The organism is Undibacterium sp. GW821-FHT07F11, assembly GCF_059418665.1.
In genome coordinates this window covers 345,680-360,711 of sequence record NZ_JBWKQH010000008.1, presented here as the reverse complement: position 1 = coordinate 360,711, position 15,032 = coordinate 345,680, and the positions used below count along the sequence as shown (strand labels likewise).

Annotated in this window: 16 protein-coding genes; 8 read left to right on the top strand and 8 right to left on the bottom strand. The window is 45.6% G+C overall.

The window, feature by feature from the left end; translation table 11 throughout:
* Positions 1 to 137: 137 nt before the first annotated feature.
* From AC07OI_RS21135 to AC07OI_RS21120, 4 genes are all read left to right on the top strand, one after another.
* Positions 138 to 368: a helix-turn-helix transcriptional regulator gene (locus AC07OI_RS21135; RefSeq protein ID WP_495258615.1), complete on the top strand. Its 231-nt coding sequence runs from the start codon at positions 138 to 140 to the stop codon at positions 366 to 368.
* Between the two features lie 2 nt (positions 369 to 370).
* The gene (locus tag AC07OI_RS21130) at positions 371 to 1,642 is read left to right on the top strand and encodes a DUF3987 domain-containing protein (protein ID WP_495258614.1); all 1,272 of its coding nucleotides are present in this window, start codon (positions 371 to 373) and stop codon (positions 1,640 to 1,642) included.
* 96 nt (positions 1,643 to 1,738) lie between these two features.
* The gene (locus tag AC07OI_RS21125; RefSeq protein ID WP_495258613.1) at positions 1,739 to 2,713 is read left to right on the top strand and encodes a hypothetical protein; all 975 of its coding nucleotides are present in this window, start codon (positions 1,739 to 1,741) and stop codon (positions 2,711 to 2,713) included.
* A gap of 725 nt (positions 2,714 to 3,438) precedes the next feature.
* Positions 3,439 to 4,560 carry a YagK/YfjJ domain-containing protein gene (locus AC07OI_RS21120; protein ID WP_495258612.1) on the top strand — a complete coding sequence of 374 codons (1,122 nt, stop codon included), beginning with the start codon at positions 3,439 to 3,441 and terminating at the stop codon, positions 4,558 to 4,560.
* Between the two features lie 58 nt (positions 4,561 to 4,618).
* Here AC07OI_RS21120 and AC07OI_RS21115 read toward each other — a convergent pair whose 3' ends face one another.
* Both AC07OI_RS21115 and AC07OI_RS21110 read right to left on the bottom strand, forming a co-directional pair.
* Positions 4,619 to 4,963 (bottom strand): hypothetical protein, encoded by a 345-nt coding sequence (locus AC07OI_RS21115; protein WP_495258611.1) that lies wholly within the window; start codon positions 4,961 to 4,963, stop codon positions 4,619 to 4,621.
* Positions 4,964 to 5,030: 67 nt separating this feature from the next.
* Positions 5,031 to 5,372, bottom strand: coding sequence for a hypothetical protein (locus tag AC07OI_RS21110; RefSeq protein ID WP_495258610.1), 342 nt, complete (start codon positions 5,370 to 5,372; stop codon positions 5,031 to 5,033).
* Positions 5,373 to 5,575: 203 nt separating this feature from the next.
* Between AC07OI_RS21110 and AC07OI_RS21105 the strand changes: the two genes are divergently transcribed.
* A complete protein-coding gene (locus AC07OI_RS21105; protein WP_495258609.1) occupies positions 5,576 to 5,980 on the top strand; it encodes a transcriptional regulator in 405 nt (134 codons plus the stop codon).
* Between the two features lie 30 nt (positions 5,981 to 6,010).
* On the opposite strand, the gene AC07OI_RS21100 is transcribed toward AC07OI_RS21105, so the two are convergent.
* The 5 genes from AC07OI_RS21100 to AC07OI_RS21080 all read right to left on the bottom strand — a co-directional run bounded on the left by AC07OI_RS21100 (position 6,011) and on the right by AC07OI_RS21080 (position 10,274).
* The gene (locus AC07OI_RS21100) at positions 6,011 to 6,961 is read right to left on the bottom strand and encodes a recombination directionality factor (protein ID WP_495258608.1); all 951 of its coding nucleotides are present in this window, start codon (positions 6,959 to 6,961) and stop codon (positions 6,011 to 6,013) included.
* 96 nt (positions 6,962 to 7,057) lie between these two features.
* Positions 7,058 to 8,098, bottom strand: coding sequence for a YqaJ viral recombinase family nuclease (locus AC07OI_RS21095; protein WP_495258607.1), 1,041 nt, complete (start codon positions 8,096 to 8,098; stop codon positions 7,058 to 7,060).
* A 247-nt stretch (positions 8,099 to 8,345) separates the two neighbouring features.
* Positions 8,346 to 9,305: a DUF932 domain-containing protein gene (locus AC07OI_RS21090; protein WP_495258606.1), complete on the bottom strand. Its 960-nt coding sequence runs from the start codon at positions 9,303 to 9,305 to the stop codon at positions 8,346 to 8,348.
* Between the two features lie 160 nt (positions 9,306 to 9,465).
* A complete protein-coding gene (locus tag AC07OI_RS21085) occupies positions 9,466 to 9,840 on the bottom strand; it encodes a hypothetical protein (RefSeq protein ID WP_495258605.1) in 375 nt (124 codons plus the stop codon).
* Between the two features lie 104 nt (positions 9,841 to 9,944).
* A complete protein-coding gene (locus tag AC07OI_RS21080; protein ID WP_495258604.1) occupies positions 9,945 to 10,274 on the bottom strand; it encodes a hypothetical protein in 330 nt (109 codons plus the stop codon).
* A 343-nt stretch (positions 10,275 to 10,617) separates the two neighbouring features.
* Here AC07OI_RS21080 and AC07OI_RS21075 point away from each other — a divergent pair, with 343 nt between their 5' ends.
* The 3 genes from AC07OI_RS21075 (at position 10,618) to AC07OI_RS21065 (ending at position 14,260) form a co-directional block, all read left to right on the top strand.
* Positions 10,618 to 11,541 (top strand): HamA C-terminal domain-containing protein, encoded by a 924-nt coding sequence (locus AC07OI_RS21075; RefSeq protein ID WP_495258603.1) that lies wholly within the window; start codon positions 10,618 to 10,620, stop codon positions 11,539 to 11,541.
* 3 nt (positions 11,542 to 11,544) lie between these two features.
* On the top strand, positions 11,545 to 13,668 hold the full coding sequence (locus tag AC07OI_RS21070; RefSeq protein ID WP_495258602.1) for a DEAD/DEAH box helicase: 2,124 nt from the start codon (positions 11,545 to 11,547) through the stop codon (positions 13,666 to 13,668).
* 94 nt (positions 13,669 to 13,762) lie between these two features.
* Positions 13,763 to 14,260 (top strand): DUF1345 domain-containing protein, encoded by a 498-nt coding sequence (locus AC07OI_RS21065; protein WP_495258601.1) that lies wholly within the window; start codon positions 13,763 to 13,765, stop codon positions 14,258 to 14,260.
* A 327-nt stretch (positions 14,261 to 14,587) separates the two neighbouring features.
* On the opposite strand, the gene AC07OI_RS21060 is transcribed toward AC07OI_RS21065, so the two are convergent.
* On the bottom strand, positions 14,588 to 14,842 hold the full coding sequence (locus AC07OI_RS21060; RefSeq protein ID WP_495258600.1) for a hypothetical protein: 255 nt from the start codon (positions 14,840 to 14,842) through the stop codon (positions 14,588 to 14,590).
* Between the last annotated feature and the right edge of the window lie 190 nt (positions 14,843 to 15,032).

Here is a 15,032-nt window from a genome sequence, read left to right as displayed (position 1 = left end):
TTAAGTTAATCGTCGAAGCCAATTTCGTTTCACAATTTCCTGCCCTTTAAGATTCTCCCGACCCCATAGAACATAAATTCAGCGATTCTTCACTCCCCGATGCCGGAATTCCTCCGGCTGGAATTTGGAGAGTCCATATGAGTTCAATTAAACCCCTTACCTATCGTGGCAGCGAAGTTGATACGCTGCTTCGTTCTAGCAAATCTTCACGCTATAACCGCCAGGATCCAAAGTCGCCTCAATATGACCCGACCTGGCCTTTGCCCGTAAAGCTTTCTGCGCGCAGCAATGGCTATCTCGTGACTGAGGTCGAGGCGTGGCTCGCGTCCCGCCCGCGTGCCCGTATCACCCAACGTGAGGAGGCATAATTATGCATAATTTTTCTCCTTTTGCTTCCCATTACCCCTTGCACGCCTTTCCTGGTTTGTTGGGCGAGATTATGGATTGCCTTTCGACCAGTGGCATTGCCGCTGAAATCATTGGCATCCAGTTGATGGCATTTGTGTCGCTGCTGGCGCAGGGCGTTGCTGATGTAACTTGGCCAAATGGTATCAAAGTGCCTGTTGGTGCCAACGGTCTTTTGGTTGCACCATCTGGTACTGGTAAGACCTTAATTTTCAAAATTCTGAGTGGTCCAGTTGAGCAATATTTGGCGAATCGTGAAGCAAGTAACGGCACAGTCAAAAATTTTGATCCATTCATAGAGGACGCAACCCGTGAAGCCATTCTCCTAAGTTTGCGCGACTGTCCTGTAGCTGCGTTATTTACAGATGAAGCTGGTCAGTTAAAAAATCTTTTGAAAGATGGGCCGACTCTTGTAAAGCTATTGGACGGATCTCCGTTGCGTAGTGCCCGTGTTTCAACCGGTCGTATTGAATTGCATGGTCATCGCTTTTCAATGCTTGTGATGGGACAGCCGGAAGTATTCAAAGTCACGGAATCGATATTTGGAACTGACAAAGGTGGAGTTGGCTTGCTCAACCGTTTTTCTGTCGTATGGTTTAATGGACACGTGTCGGGCACCTCACTTCATCTGGTCGAGCTTTTTCCTTCGCTTAAACAGGCCTATGCAAAAAAAATTGAAGAGCTTCTTGATATAACCATCAATCATATCGACACAAAGACTGCTGAACGTCCAGCGCTACGTCTAAGCGACGACGCTGCGCAGTATTTGAACGATATTGGAAACAAGGCTCGCAAAAATTCTGCTTCAGGATCGCCTTGGTTTTTTATTGCCGAATATATCGCAAGGCATGCAGAACGTGTTTTGCGCCTTGCCGGTGCTTTCCATGTTTTCGAACATGGCACAGCGGGCGAAATTTCATTGGAAACAGTTCAGCGCGCTGCAACATTGGATGGTTGGCATATTGAGACGTTTGCGCAGATGGCGTACGTCGCGCCAAAGCAAACGCAATCTGAGGCCGATGCTATTCAGCTAAAAGAAGCATTTCGCCAAATCTACCGCACTACTGGCAACACGAAATTTCGACAAAGCGAGATGCGGTCCAGCTCGGTAAACATTGGCATGACGCCTGCTCGCTTCAATCGCGGCCTGTCTATTTTGGGTGGCCAGGGTTCAATTCAGGTGGTTGTTGAAAATGGCAAACCCTGGGTAGTGTTAAATACAGCTCACTTTTTTTAACCCGATAAATCAAATATCGACACAGATTCGTATGTGGGAAGTTAGGGCATCATCGGTGGTGCCCCAACTATATTTAAAATTGTAGATGAGGTAAGTATGAGTACAAAGAAAAATCAGGTTTCAACGCGGATATCGTCAATTGGCTGTTTGGTTTTCGCGTTGATGGCCACGACAATTTCAGTTTTGGTATCAATGTATACAGGCTGGCAATTGGGTGAGACCTTAACAGATAAGCTGGCCTTGGGATCGGTCGGTGTGCTGGCGGTGTTTGCTGCACACCTGCTATTGGCTCTATGCCGTCCCACGCCAATTTTTGTCAAGACAGGAGCCATTGCCCTTTGGATATCCTGTATTGCTTATGTCATTTTCAGCCACGCGAATTTTTTCTCATTGTCGCAACAGCAGGCAGGTATGCGTCGTGTTGCTGCAGTAGATCAATCATCATCCAGACAGGCGCCTCAGCGCGATTTAATGACGATACTTTCTGACCTGGGAAAAGTCAAAACAGAATTGGCAATTAAGTCGCATGCCCCGTGTGCTAATGGCTGTTTCACTCTACGAGCTAAAGTGATTGCTCTCCGGTCTAAGTTGGATGTGCTGAATGCCGAGGCAGATGACTTTCAGCGTTGGCAAACCAGACAAGACCGTCTATATGAAATCAAAGATGGCGTGCGTGACGATCCGGTAACTTCACGACTGGCAAAGTCGTTAAACCTGACTGTTAGCCAGGTAGGGCTGGTAATAAGTCTTTTATTTTCGGTCATCCTTGAAGGTGTAGCATGTTTATGCTGGTATATCGCGTTACTGCCGCGTGACTCAACCATGACTCATCAAGACGCACAGTCAGTCACGACAGCTCTGGATTTACCGATAAGTGACATCACCGCCATTACTCATCCGCTTCCCGCTCTGCCAAGTCTGGTGGAGGAGTTAATAACGGAAGTCAGGTCAGGGCAGCTGAAATTGACAGTTGGCGCAATCCGCGAGTATTGCAACTGTGCCCAGAAGACTGCGGCAGATTTAAGAAAACAGGTTGCCGAAAGGTTAGATGCAGATGCACGGCATGCTTGAGTCTCAGTGAGTCGCTGAGTAGTTTGTTTCACTGGTGATGGCTGTTTATGCCATATCGATTGATGCAAAGGGATGCACATATTCGTCTGCCTTTTGCATCAATCTGCACCGCTAAATAGTCCAACATTTTCTGATCCAGAGCAGATACGACCTTTGTATTTGTCAGCCGCGTCGGAATATTGAGAACGCCAGCGACTGGGTTTTGAATGCTGTAGTCGATGCACTGGCCTAGTACTTGACGTTTGGTCTTTCAGACGCACACTTGGGGCAATAACTAGCCCTTCTGCCGGGGTTGCCAAGAAGGTGGGGCATATGCAGGGAAAAACGATTCATCAGGAAAAGTAAACCGCAAAAAAAACCAGAGCATAAAAAAAGTATTAAAACTGATTTTCATAGGGAGACGGAACTAAGATTTCTGGGGTTTTCTACAGTTGGCACGCTGGTTATTTGCACTAACTTTTCATTTTGATAATTTTATTATTGGGCGTATTTCCTGTTGCAGATGATGCATTTTATCCGAATCCATGAGTCTTTTTCTCTGCTTGATTATTGGTATATATGTTATTAAAAAGAAATATCAATAAATAATTTTAATTGAATTATTTTCAATAATTTTAATGCTCAACAACGACAGGTATATCTGTAATTGATATGCAAAGTGAAGCTCAGCCACGATCAGCATATTGCTTGTGACCTGTAGGCCACAGCTTAAGAAAGTTAAAAAAATGGATGATAAACAAAGATCGATTATTACAGTAGCTTCACAACAAAGCAGCATTGCCTATGTAAACCTTGATGGTAAAGTTGTACCAGCGATAACGAATGAGTGGTCTTTTATTGCAGACCTGAATCAGGTGGTATCGGTGGTTAAGGACGTCATCAAAACAGATGATGTTCTTTTTATGGAGAAAGTGAATAAACATACACGGCGTAAATATGTTTATGCAACCTCATTAGGTAAGAGGTTTTTAAATGCATTGAAAATTGACTTAGGCGGTATCAGAAAAAACTTTCCAATGCACAAATTTAATCCATATGTTGAATTGTTTATGCCTCTGGTTGACGTTCTTTACCTGGATGAGTTTCCGTTCATAGTTCACGTACTCTCAGGGGAAGAGGTGGATCATTGTATCGGCCATTTAAATAATGGAGTCGTTGAACTTCGTAAGCAGGGACGCAGTGAAAAATTTAAATCACAGATTGATGCAAGTGAAAGATCTGGTAATAAAAATTATGCAGGCCTGACCAAATATATAGACGCACATTTTGCAGTGTGTTCACGAATACTTGCCATTCGTCTGGATCTGCATTATCACAACGCGCATGACTGGCCTATGCGTGTTGAAAGTCAGGTTACATACATTGAGGTTAAAAAACATTGGAAGATGATGCTTCACTATTTGCGTAACAAGCTGCCAGGAGATTGTTTCCTGGGGTTTGCCTGGAAGCTTGAGTATGGGGCCAAGAAGGGTTTTCACTATCACCTGCTGCTATTGTTAAACGGTGCAAAGGTGCAGGAGGATGTGACGATTGCACGATTGATTGGTGAGCACTGGGGAAACGCTATCACCTTAGGCAAAGGCTACTATTACAATTGCAATCGCATGAAAGCAAAATATAAATCCTGTGGAATAGGGATGGTCAATCATTCCGATATTGAAATGCGTAAGGATCTAAGTAATGCTGCAATATACCTTACTAAGACCGACTACTTTATCAAATTGGTTGCACCTGGAGGCGGTCGAATTTTTGGTAAAGGTAATATGCCTAAGCCAAAATCAAGCAAAAGAGGCAGGCCGAGGAAGGTAATTCAACCAGACTTGTGTTGTTCACAAATCGGGTTCTGAGCGTGATATCTGCTTGGCTGGTAATGCCAAGCAGATTGATTGCAGTTTAAGCAACGATTCAGTTACAGTTTCTCAAATCCTGAAGCTCGAAGTCAGACAGCTTCGCCCATCCCACAACCTTGCCACCGTTTTTTTCTGGTGCTGGCTTATCTTCGTCTGGTACGGTCACCAATTGTATAAAGCCATTGGCTTCTGCTTTTATAGTGAATGAAGAGAGGGTTTTGAGTGTTTGTGATTCTGTAGAGTTTGGAGCTGTATAAATCTGAATTGGCTTCTTGAATTCAAGATTGCCATTCTTTGCTGGTTTTGTTTTTGGAAAAACACATTGTCCAACGTGTCCGGCTGCATAGGCATTGACAGCAGAGAAAATACTTAGTGCTGCGATGATAAAGATTTTTTTCATTTGAAAATTCCTTTAATAATAGAGATGAAATTGACGCGTTGTTTTGCGCTGTAACGTAGTGCCTTTGTCAGAAAAGTCCTTTGTACCCCAAGACATTTCCCATAAAGCCATTGCAAGCGATCAAGCCAATAAACCAGCCAATGAATTGCGGGCCGATCATCCAGAAGACTTTCTTCTGAAATGTCTCGACTGCATTGCTTGTGAGGATAATGTCTGGGCGCACAAACCTTCTTACTGCGTCACCGATTACGACACCTATGGTTGTGAAGAATGTGCCTGATACCAGCAGTGCAAGGCAGCCAAAAAAGCCGATGTGAATCTTTGGTGAAAATACAGCGATAAGGGTGAAGCAGAAAAATATGCCGAAGCAAATAAGTGCGTGTTTTATAAATCTGTCTGTTGCGTTCATGGATAGCCTTTAAAGGTGAGGTAGGGGTTTGAAATGAATAATGCGTACGTAGTAAATGAGAGCGAGATATTTGCTTACGCAAATTGTGCTTTGTGTAAGGTGACAAATATTTTAGCCTAGATCATGCTAAAATTAAACCAAATAGGATATAAATATCTTATTTGGTTGGAGTGTAGGCATACACGTTGCCGCAAAATGCGCACATGCCTACCATTGACGAAAAAGCTTCGTTTTCTAAACGATTGGAAATTGCCCTGAGGCGCAGCGCGGTCCCTATAAAAGGAGCTACTGAACTTGCCTTGCGATTTAATTTGCTTTATTCGGGAGAGCCAATATCTGCACAAACCGCACATAAGTGGTTATCCGGTAGAGCCATCCCAACTAACGATAAGTTGGCGACTTTAGCCAAATGGCTTGATGTGGATGAACATTGGTTGCACTACGGACCTTCACCAGGTGTGCAAAAAGATAAAGGCAAAGAAGATATTGCTTCAAGTGAATTTCAACCAACACCTGAAGCAATTGCTTTAGCGCAAAAGATTTTATTGTTACCACCGCATCAGCGTTACCTGATAGAAGATCTGATTATTCAATTGCGTCAAGACTAATTCTTTTGTCCATCGACAAAAATCTCCATATCAACGTTGAACAGATGCAGGCACTAATAAGGCTGCTCTTGTGCCTAGTTTCTCTTTCAAGCTTGGTTTAGGAATTTTGATTACCTGCTGTTGACCAACAGTAACCAGATCACCATCCTTCATATCGTCGCTATCCAGAGAGTGGTTTGAAGCAGGGTAGAATTCTTCCAGAGTGTCTACCATTTCCTCCTCGCTTTCCTCAAAAGCCCCATTCGCAAACCCATGTGCGACAGCCACATCCAGCGCCACCTGGTCATACCCGCCATCCCTGCGTCGCTGATCCGTCTCCCTGGCGGTTGCAATCGCAGCCTCCAGCGTCAATCCCTCCCGCACAGTTAGATCTACGTAATAAATAGCAGACCGATGACTCATGGTCGTGCTTTTACCCCTGAGTCTCAGCTCCAGCGGCAGACAAGCCAGCAGGTTGCCTGACACCGCCTGGTAATAGCTGAGCCGTGCCGCCAGCGTGCGAATGCTGTTAAACCCAGTGGTCCGGAAAATAAACGACCCCAGTTCATCCTCATCCCCGATCTGCACATTCAGGCGGCCATAAGGCTTGCAGGCACCATTCTTAGCCAGCTCACAGCCATCCGGCGAAGGGCAGGGCAGGCTTTGCATGCCTGAGTTTGTGAACCGTCTGCAAGTATCCCCATTCCCCACACACAGAGGACGCCCGGTCTGCCGGTCAAACAAACTGTATTCCGCCCGCAGGTTCAACTCAGGCGCATTGAACAAGACCCGTACAGGAATCGAGCGCAGCTTGTCCACACCAGCCTTCTTGCGTAGCTCCTCATCCAGCGGGTGATTGACCCAGCCATTGCGTCCCTGTACCTGCGAAGTGATCGTAAAGAAATCTTCTTTCACTGGCAGGCGCTTGCCATTCTTCTCAACGACACTACCTATGGAAATACGTCCTAAAATCGGTGGCGTGATTGCAAGACCCTTAATCATGATGTTTCCTCTAAATAAAAAAGAAAGCCTGCTCCGGCATATGGAATCAGGCTCTATGGATGGGTTTGACTTGTTACTGATGGCTGGTACTTTGGGTTATTGTCCTGAATCGGCATCACCATTCATGGTCTTGGGCGTCAGCAAAAACCTCCGGCTGCCTGGTCTGGTCAAAGGATACTGTTGCAGCAGACTTGGCTGATCGAGCAACAGCTTCTCGACATCAAGACGCTTACTGTCCTTAGAGCGTTTCCAACTGACCCGCCCGCTATCGAAGCTTGCCGTGCTGGCGTCCCCCAGGCGCTGTTGAATTTGCTGTGTCAGCAAAGCTGCGAGTTCTTCCCGGTTCTCTATATCCGCCCGCAGATTCACCAGATCCGCAAAGAGGGCCGACATTTCCGTGTCAGTGGTGAAATCAAGATGATTGCCAGAGTCATGCGGATACAGACAGCGCAAAGCCATATCTGCTGATTCTGAACCATCTGCCGGTGGCGGCGTATCCGTTTCCACGTAATGCCAGAACTGCCTTTCCAGCTCTACCAGCCTGGCAATCAGTTCATCGTCACGGGTAATGCGGAAAATCCTGATTTCCTGTCCGCATACCAGCACACAGACATCTGCAGCCGCCTTGCCAGTGACAGCAAGCTGATGCTGGACCTGGCAGACGATGTATTCAGGTACTCCATCCCTCCACAGGCGGACACCAAATTCACCCGCAGTCTTGCATTCCAGTATCTGGACATCTGGTGCGCCAGTTACTTCCCGGTCAATATTTGCCAGCATCCAGGCCTTGTCTGGATCAGGGTGCTGTAAAACGGCATTGATCTTGCGCACCCGGTTACCGGTGCGGCGCGTGTAGTGGGCTGCGACTATAGGTTCCAGCAAACTTCCCCAGTAGGTAGGACTGGTTTCGTCATTTGGATCTATTTTGGGTAAATCTGCATCCCGACCAGTCTTGACCATCCACAGTTCCAGCGGTGACTGATAAGGATTCAGACCAACGGCAGTACCTGCATCACTACTACCTATGCCTTGCTTGCGTACTGTCAGCCAGTCATCCCGGCTGAGTTCCTTGGTCTTGACCAGCTTCAGAGCTGGCCGGTTTGGTTTGGGTACATCGGTTTTTTCTGCGGCAGACATATTAGCTCCGGGTTGAATTTGATGGATTGATGAAGGAGAAAACAAAGAAATAAAGAAGAGCCAGGTCTTAAAGGCAAAAAAGCCCTGCAAGCGTATGCTGCCGGGCAGGGAGAGTGGTGTTTTCAGTTTTTGGTGCCCATAACACCCAAAGACACTTGCTTTTATCTGTGCTGCGGAACAGCCATGCAAATACACTTGCCTGGCTGTTTTCTGTCAGAACCTGTTTTTTCCTATGACTTGAATACGCTTAGGCCACCATCAGCAAAGCCTGATCCAGCGCTTTCTGCTTCAGAGACGCACCCTGACCAAACCAGGCTGATTCCAGTCTGTGGTCAGTGGTACGCGCCCGTTTCTGGTGATCGACATATTCAGTGACGGAATTCAGCAAACCAAATGCTGTTCCCTTGGATGAACTCAGTTCAGCGCCTTTGCCCTGGCCGTCATATAGCTCCTGTACCTTCTTCATTGCACGTTCATTGGTCAGGCCTGAGGCCGTATTGCTGGGATCAGTGAAGACACGCAGGAAGTAGTTCATTGCCTCATGCGATTTCACCTTGCGTTCAGACAGGGTTTTCATGCGATACATAAAGGCATCCCAGGAAGCAACAGAGATACCCAACTGACGTTTGACGGCCTGCGCATCAAAGTTGGTGTTGTGCGGCACCTTGACTGCGCCACTACTGTTATTTAGTGCAACTGCCAGCGTGTTATTGCATACCACCCGTATGCTGGTGAATTGTGCCGTCGTCGCCAGACTGCCATCGCAGGCAGTTGCCAGCAAAAGGTAGGCATTCACTACATCATTGCCCTTGATGGTCGCCGACTGATTGGTTTTAGCCAGCGCCCAGACCTTGCGACCTTCTTTTAGGACACCGGCAGTTTCCAGTTCGAAGCCAGATACTTCTGTCAGGTCGCGGTAGAACTCCAGGATTTCACGGGGCTGCACAACCTGGTAACGGTTGGATACGACTGACAGAGCTGCCTTGGTATCTGAGCGATACAGCACCTTTTGCTCGGGGAAGGTCATGATAGCCCCGAGACTGCCAACACTTTCAGTCATAAAGCGGACAGGGGATTCCTTGATTTCAAATGCCATACCGGCTTGCTTTGCCCATACTTCTATGGGCTGTTTGGCTGTCAGTTGATTGCCCAGACCATGCCAGGGAACTTCATTAACGTATGCCATGTTTTCGATGAGGTGTGCCATAAAGAATTTTCCTAAGATAAAGACGCACGTAGTCATGCCGCAGAGACAAAACAGCGGAACAAAACAACTAAGTGAATACGATGCGAGAGGGGATTGAATGAAGGTATTGCTGGAAGGGTAAAACGAAGGATGGAACAGAAAAAAGAGAGGGGTTGCAGAGTTACCGGGTTTGCATGCTGAAGTGATAGCTGCAATCCAGGCACTCATAATTGTCAAGGACACGGTCATCTACGACCTGACCCAGTTTGACGCCGACTGAGCAGCCGGTAGCTCCACCGATCAGACCGCCAATGATGGCACCGGCCAGTGTGCCAAGGGCGATACCCAAAGGGCCACCGGCGACACCTATAGTCGCACCTACCTCGGCACCACCGACCAGGCTGGCTGTGCCTGCGGCGACTCCGGCTACTGCCCCGACCGTGCCGCCAGCTTTCTTGCCATAGTTTTTAATACGGATGCGGGTTGAACTGCAGCAGGGGCAGGCTGGGTCTGCTGCCGCTGATATGTTTAATACGGATGCGTTGATTTCTGACATGAGATGCCTTTTGTTTTGAAGGATTGATAGGGAAGGGTAGTACCAGGAAGGGAAACTAGGCTCGAATGAATTTCTGAGTGAGCTACAAGAAGGGTAAAACGAACTCAGGGTTTGCCCAGCATCATTCTCAGCATCCAGACTCTGGACAATGACACCAGGAACAGGACAAACAGGGTGAAGGCTGCAAAGTCCATGTCCACATTGTCGTGGACGGCAAGGAACCCATACGCAATCAGAGAAATGAAGAAATACAGATAGACACGGAGGTAGCTGCGGTTGCTCTTGCGGGCGACTGCTTTTGCCAGGGCTGGACGGGATTTGATTGCTTCGTGCAGATCAGCTGCGTTTGAAGCTTTTAGCAATGGGTAATACAAGGCCATCGCAAAAATCGTGAGGATGGCGTTGACGAGCGAAAAGAAGAGATTTTGATCCATGAAGATTTCCTTGGTTTGAAGGTCTAATCAGAATTGAGAAGTTGACTGGGCACCAGGTGAGAAGATTGCCTGATTCCATTTTGGTGATATGTATCTGAGATCTCTTTGAATGGTGCTTGATTAATCTCAAACATTTTTAGTGACATAAGCGATGAACTATTGTAAATTTATTACTTAATATTGACTACGCGCCGCAAGCGACCGTTATAACTATGTGAAAATTTGCTTTGGTACTAGAACAATGTGATGGGTTTATCACTGACATTGCCAAGGCAACTGAAATCGTGTTTGATCGCCTGGTATTTTCATGCTTCACAGACTAATGAACGGATGTTTACTCCGCATGAGCTTTCAATTCAACATTCTTATCGACGACATTTTTTTAGCGCTAAACACAACGGATGGTTTAGCACCGATTGATAGAAAGCATGTTCTGAGTATTGCCAATGGTTTTGAGGACGGAAAATGGAGATTTTCCAATTTTCAAAGTTTTATTTGGGACAATATTGCTGAAACTGCGCTATCCCAACGAGAGCGTGAGAGTTTAGTCAACAGATCGCAAAGTCAACTGATTGCCGCAGCGAAAAATCTTCGTCTGACCGACAAAACGGACGATATAGGTAAAGGAAGCGAACTCGCCGAGATAGTACTTTATGGAGTAATGAAAAATCACTACAGCGCATTACCAGTTGTACCTAAAATATTTTATAAACAAAATCCGCAGGACAATGCTAAGGGAGCTGATAGCGTGCATATCGTTCTGGAAGGGACGGATGAGTTTTCTCTCTGGTTCGGTGAAGCAAAGTTTTACAATAGCATTGAGGATGCCCGTCTCGGAGCGGTAATAGAATCTATTAGAAATGCGCTTGATACGGACAAGCTTAAGAAAGAGAACACAATCATTGCTAATGTCCAGGATATTGACAGGCTTGTGCAGGACATTTGCCTGCGCGATAAAATCAAGTCTGCCATTGGTAGCAGAAATTCTATCGACGACATCGCGACAAAAATTCATGTTCCGATACTTCTAATCCATGAATGCCAGATTACATGCTCGGCCTCCACGTTTGACGATGCGTACAAGAATGCAATTATTGAGTTTCACAAGGATAGAGCAAATGCTTATTTCAAGAGTCAAATTTCAAAACTGAATTCGATTCATAAATATCCAAAAATCAGTTTTCATTTAATTCTCCTCCCAGTCCCAAACAAAAAGGTGATCGTCGATAAGTTTATTTCCAATGTCGAGCACTATAAGGAGCAATGACACATGGAAAACGACTTGTTCGTCAAATGCAGTAAGGTGAACGATCTTATCGCCAGCGGAAAAGAAGCACTGGCTCGTGATGAGCTAATACAGATTCTTGATCAGTGTGAAACTAGCGGGACGGCATATTCGCCATTAATTAATCACTTAATCCGAGAAACTGGGCTTTACCCTTACTTGAAAGTGGAGTCGTCAGCCTGGCAGGACCGGTTTGTTTATGAAATTTTCAAAGTAAATATTGGAACCGGAGAGCCAGCAACACTACATCGAGAACAGTCCGCTTTGTTGCGTGCACTGGTTGATGGACAGAACCTAGCGATCAGTGCGCCAACAAGTTTTGGAAAAAGCTTTGTGATAGATTCTTTTATCGCCATAAGGAAGCCAAAAAATGTTGTGATCATCGTACCGACAATTGCTTTGGCAGATGAAACAAGACGGCGACTGCATAGGAAATTTTCAACTTCGCACAAAATCATAACCACGGCAGATGTCGAACTTGCGGAAAAGAACATCTTCATATTTCCCCAGGAGCGTGCAATTGGTTATGTTAATAAAATTGTTGAACTCGATATCCTGATAATTGACGAATTCTATAAGGCAAGTGCAAAGTTCGACAAGGAGCGGTCGTCGTCGTTGTTACGGGCTATTCTAAAGTTGAGTGATCTCGCGAAACAGCGGTATTTCTTGGCACCGAACATATCCAACCTAAATCAGAGTGCGTTCACCAGAGGAATGGAATTTAGAAAATTCGAATTTAATACCGTCTTTCTCGAAAAAAAAGAGCTATTCAAGGAAATTAAAAATGACGAAGTGAAGAAGAGTCAGTGTCTCTTGGATATCCTTAAAGGAAGCAAGGCAAAGTCGCTCATCTACGCAGGTACATACTCTAATATAGACAAGGTTGCCAACCTGTTGATAGACAACACCTTGCCAGTCAAGAGTAAGTTACTGTCTGCATTCGAATCATGGCTTTCAAGAAACTATGATAAGAACTGGCATTTGACCAGCCTTGTAAAGCGCGGAACGGGGATACATAACGGACAATTGCATCGCTCACTGAGTCAAATACAGGTTCGTTTGTTTGAAGAGCCTGACGGCTTGATGAACATCATATCAACTTCATCGATTGTAGAAGGAGTAAATACGTGCGCAGAAAATGTAATTATTTGGCGAAATAAGAATGGCAAGTCCAATCTCAACGACTTTACTTATAAGAACATCATTGGCCGTGGAGGCCGCATGTTCCGCCACTTCGTCGGAAAAATTTACATACTTGAAAGTCCGCCTGCAGATGAGCAGACTTCATTGGAACTTGAGATGCCAGATGACCTCCTGCGTACTATTGATGAGGAAAAATATAAAAAAGAACTGACAAGCGAACAGATCAAGACAATCACAGACTACAAAACGGAGATGGGGGCTTTGGTCGGTCAAGCAAGTTTCGCGACCATGTTGCAGGAAAATGCATTTCAGTCCAGCGATTCATTCCTGTTAAAGCGAGTCGCTGCTGATATTAGATCAAATCCCAATGGATGGAACGGACTTGGTTTTTTAAATTCGCCTGACCCTGACGATTGGGACCGTTTGCTATATAAAGTTATCAATTTGCAGCCTGGAGCATGGGACATCGAATATGGACGCTTTGTTGAGTTTATTAAGGTGTTATCCAAGAATTGGAGCCTCACGATACCTGAACTCCTTCGTGCACTTGACAGCATAGACATTGGCATTGATCAATTTTTTAAATTGGAGCGGAACGTCGTGTTTAAGTTTGCTGCGCTACTCTCTGACGTTAATGTCCTGCAAGGAGCGATCCTAAAGGACAAGAAGTATGATGTATCCTCTTTTGTGACTCGGCTTTCATTTGCATTCCTACCACCTGTCGTGTTTCAACTTGAGGAATATGGATTGCCGCGAATGTTAAGTCGCCGCCTTCAAAAAGCTCAAATAATCAATTTTGAAGACCAAGGGTTGACGCTTCATAAGGCGATAGAATTGTTGGGGGATATTGGTTTGGGCAAGACTAAATCAATAGTGAGCGGACTTGATAAGTTTGATCTCTACTTGCTTGAGTATTTTTTTGACGGGATATGTGTTGGCGATAGGCGGGAAGGGATTAGCCAATGATATTGCGATTTGAAGATGTTTGGTTCTCTTAAAGACGTACATAGTGCTCCCAGAGCAAGTGAATTTCGTCACTCGCATCCTGATAGGATGGAATGTGACGATATGGTCCTATCTCTGTTTGATGGGCTGGCTGATGATTCACGCAAGTCATGCCAGAATCCGCATCATCGCTGCAAAGGAACATAAGGGAGCTATCGCTGTTCTTGCAATCATTTCAGTCGCTTCATTGGCAAGCCTTGCGGCCATTGTCCTGGAACTCTCCGTTCTTAAAAACTTGTCGTTGAGCCACAGATTGCTGCACTATTTGCTTACAGGTTCAACGGTATTAGGGTCCTGGTGTTTAGTCGCTATCTTGTTCACGTTTCATTACGCACTCGTATTTTATAAATCTGCAGTGATACAACGTCCGCTGCGCTTTCCAGAGGATGAACAAAATCCTGACTATTTGGATTTAATGTATTTTTCATTCACCATTGCTGTAGCCGCTCAAACCTCTGATGTTGCGGTGATGACACGTTCCATGAGAAAGACCGTATTGGCATTCAGTGCTAAGTTTCTTTTTCAATGTGGCGATTATTGGATTGAGCATTAATATTGCCGCCAGCGTTGCGGGATAGGCAAAGTACTTTCTAGATGGAAATTCATGTCTCTGAAAATTGATGATACAAAATGGAGTTACGGAATCCATGCATCTATATCTGGTGCACGGACGCAGAAAAAAGGCGGATTGCTGGCTGCGAACTTTACCTGCTCTTGTGGGCGAGTCTGGCGTGCGACCACTGCAAAAGACAGTATGGTAGATGGATATTTCGTAGAAACTCAGTCAGGCCTTAAAATCCGGTGCTCTGCCTGTTAGCAGGAATGGTCCGTGTCGCGTCAGGAATATGGCAATTTGTAGTCACAGCTAGCAAAAAAATCATCAACCTTGTGAAGTATCATTCCTTCTCCTGCTGTGTTCCACATCCTCAGAATCTGTTGTCAGGTCTTCACGCAGAATTTTGGATTTGAAGTAAACCATCCCAGCGCAAGCAGCCACGGAGATCGCACTACCCACAGCACCGAACCAGGGTAACACACCCCAGAAAACAGAAGACAGGCTCACAAAAGCCATGGCGACATTGGCGGCAAATGTAAAATGCCAGATAAATGAGGATGGCAAATCAGGCATCTTCATTGAAGGGCGTTGCAATTCAAGCTAATATGCTGCCAAATTTGCCATGAGCGTAATTGTGCTCAGAGGCGGCAAACGGAGTTTTAATCTAGGCCAATCTTTGGAGATTTAATAATCTCACTATGGTGCTGATTAAATAAGGTTTTCTAAAAACTGCTAGAAGAGCTTTTGTGATATTCCATGTCAGAGGTAG

Excerpts from the sequence above, each read along its gene's own strand:
- AC07OI_RS21120 (WP_495258612.1), top strand. The coding sequence starts at position 3,439 with ATGGATGATAAACAAAGATCGATTATTACAGTAGCTTCACAACAAAGC.
- AC07OI_RS21135 (WP_495258615.1), top strand. The coding sequence starts at position 138 with ATGAGTTCAATTAAACCCCTTACCTATCGTGGCAGCGAAGTTGATACG.
- AC07OI_RS21110 (WP_495258610.1), bottom strand. The coding sequence starts at position 5,372 with ATGAACGCAACAGACAGATTTATAAAACACGCACTTATTTGCTTCGGC.
- AC07OI_RS21130 (WP_495258614.1), top strand. The coding sequence starts at position 371 with ATGCATAATTTTTCTCCTTTTGCTTCCCATTACCCCTTGCACGCCTTT.
- AC07OI_RS21100 (WP_495258608.1), bottom strand. The coding sequence starts at position 6,961 with ATGATTAAGGGTCTTGCAATCACGCCACCGATTTTAGGACGTATTTCC.
- AC07OI_RS21095 (WP_495258607.1), bottom strand. The coding sequence starts at position 8,098 with ATGTCTGCCGCAGAAAAAACCGATGTACCCAAACCAAACCGGCCAGCT.
- AC07OI_RS21060 (WP_495258600.1), bottom strand. The coding sequence starts at position 14,842 with ATGAAGATGCCTGATTTGCCATCCTCATTTATCTGGCATTTTACATTT.
- AC07OI_RS21115 (WP_495258611.1), bottom strand. The coding sequence starts at position 4,963 with ATGAAAAAAATCTTTATCATCGCAGCACTAAGTATTTTCTCTGCTGTC.
- AC07OI_RS21105 (WP_495258609.1), top strand. The coding sequence starts at position 5,576 with ATGCCTACCATTGACGAAAAAGCTTCGTTTTCTAAACGATTGGAAATT.
- AC07OI_RS21085 (WP_495258605.1), bottom strand. The coding sequence starts at position 9,840 with ATGTCAGAAATCAACGCATCCGTATTAAACATATCAGCGGCAGCAGAC.
- AC07OI_RS21080 (WP_495258604.1), bottom strand. The coding sequence starts at position 10,274 with ATGGATCAAAATCTCTTCTTTTCGCTCGTCAACGCCATCCTCACGATT.
- AC07OI_RS21075 (WP_495258603.1), top strand. The coding sequence starts at position 10,618 with ATGAGCTTTCAATTCAACATTCTTATCGACGACATTTTTTTAGCGCTA.
- AC07OI_RS21125 (WP_495258613.1), top strand. The coding sequence starts at position 1,739 with ATGAGTACAAAGAAAAATCAGGTTTCAACGCGGATATCGTCAATTGGC.
- AC07OI_RS21070 (WP_495258602.1), top strand. The coding sequence starts at position 11,545 with ATGGAAAACGACTTGTTCGTCAAATGCAGTAAGGTGAACGATCTTATC.
- AC07OI_RS21090 (WP_495258606.1), bottom strand. The coding sequence starts at position 9,305 with ATGGCACACCTCATCGAAAACATGGCATACGTTAATGAAGTTCCCTGG.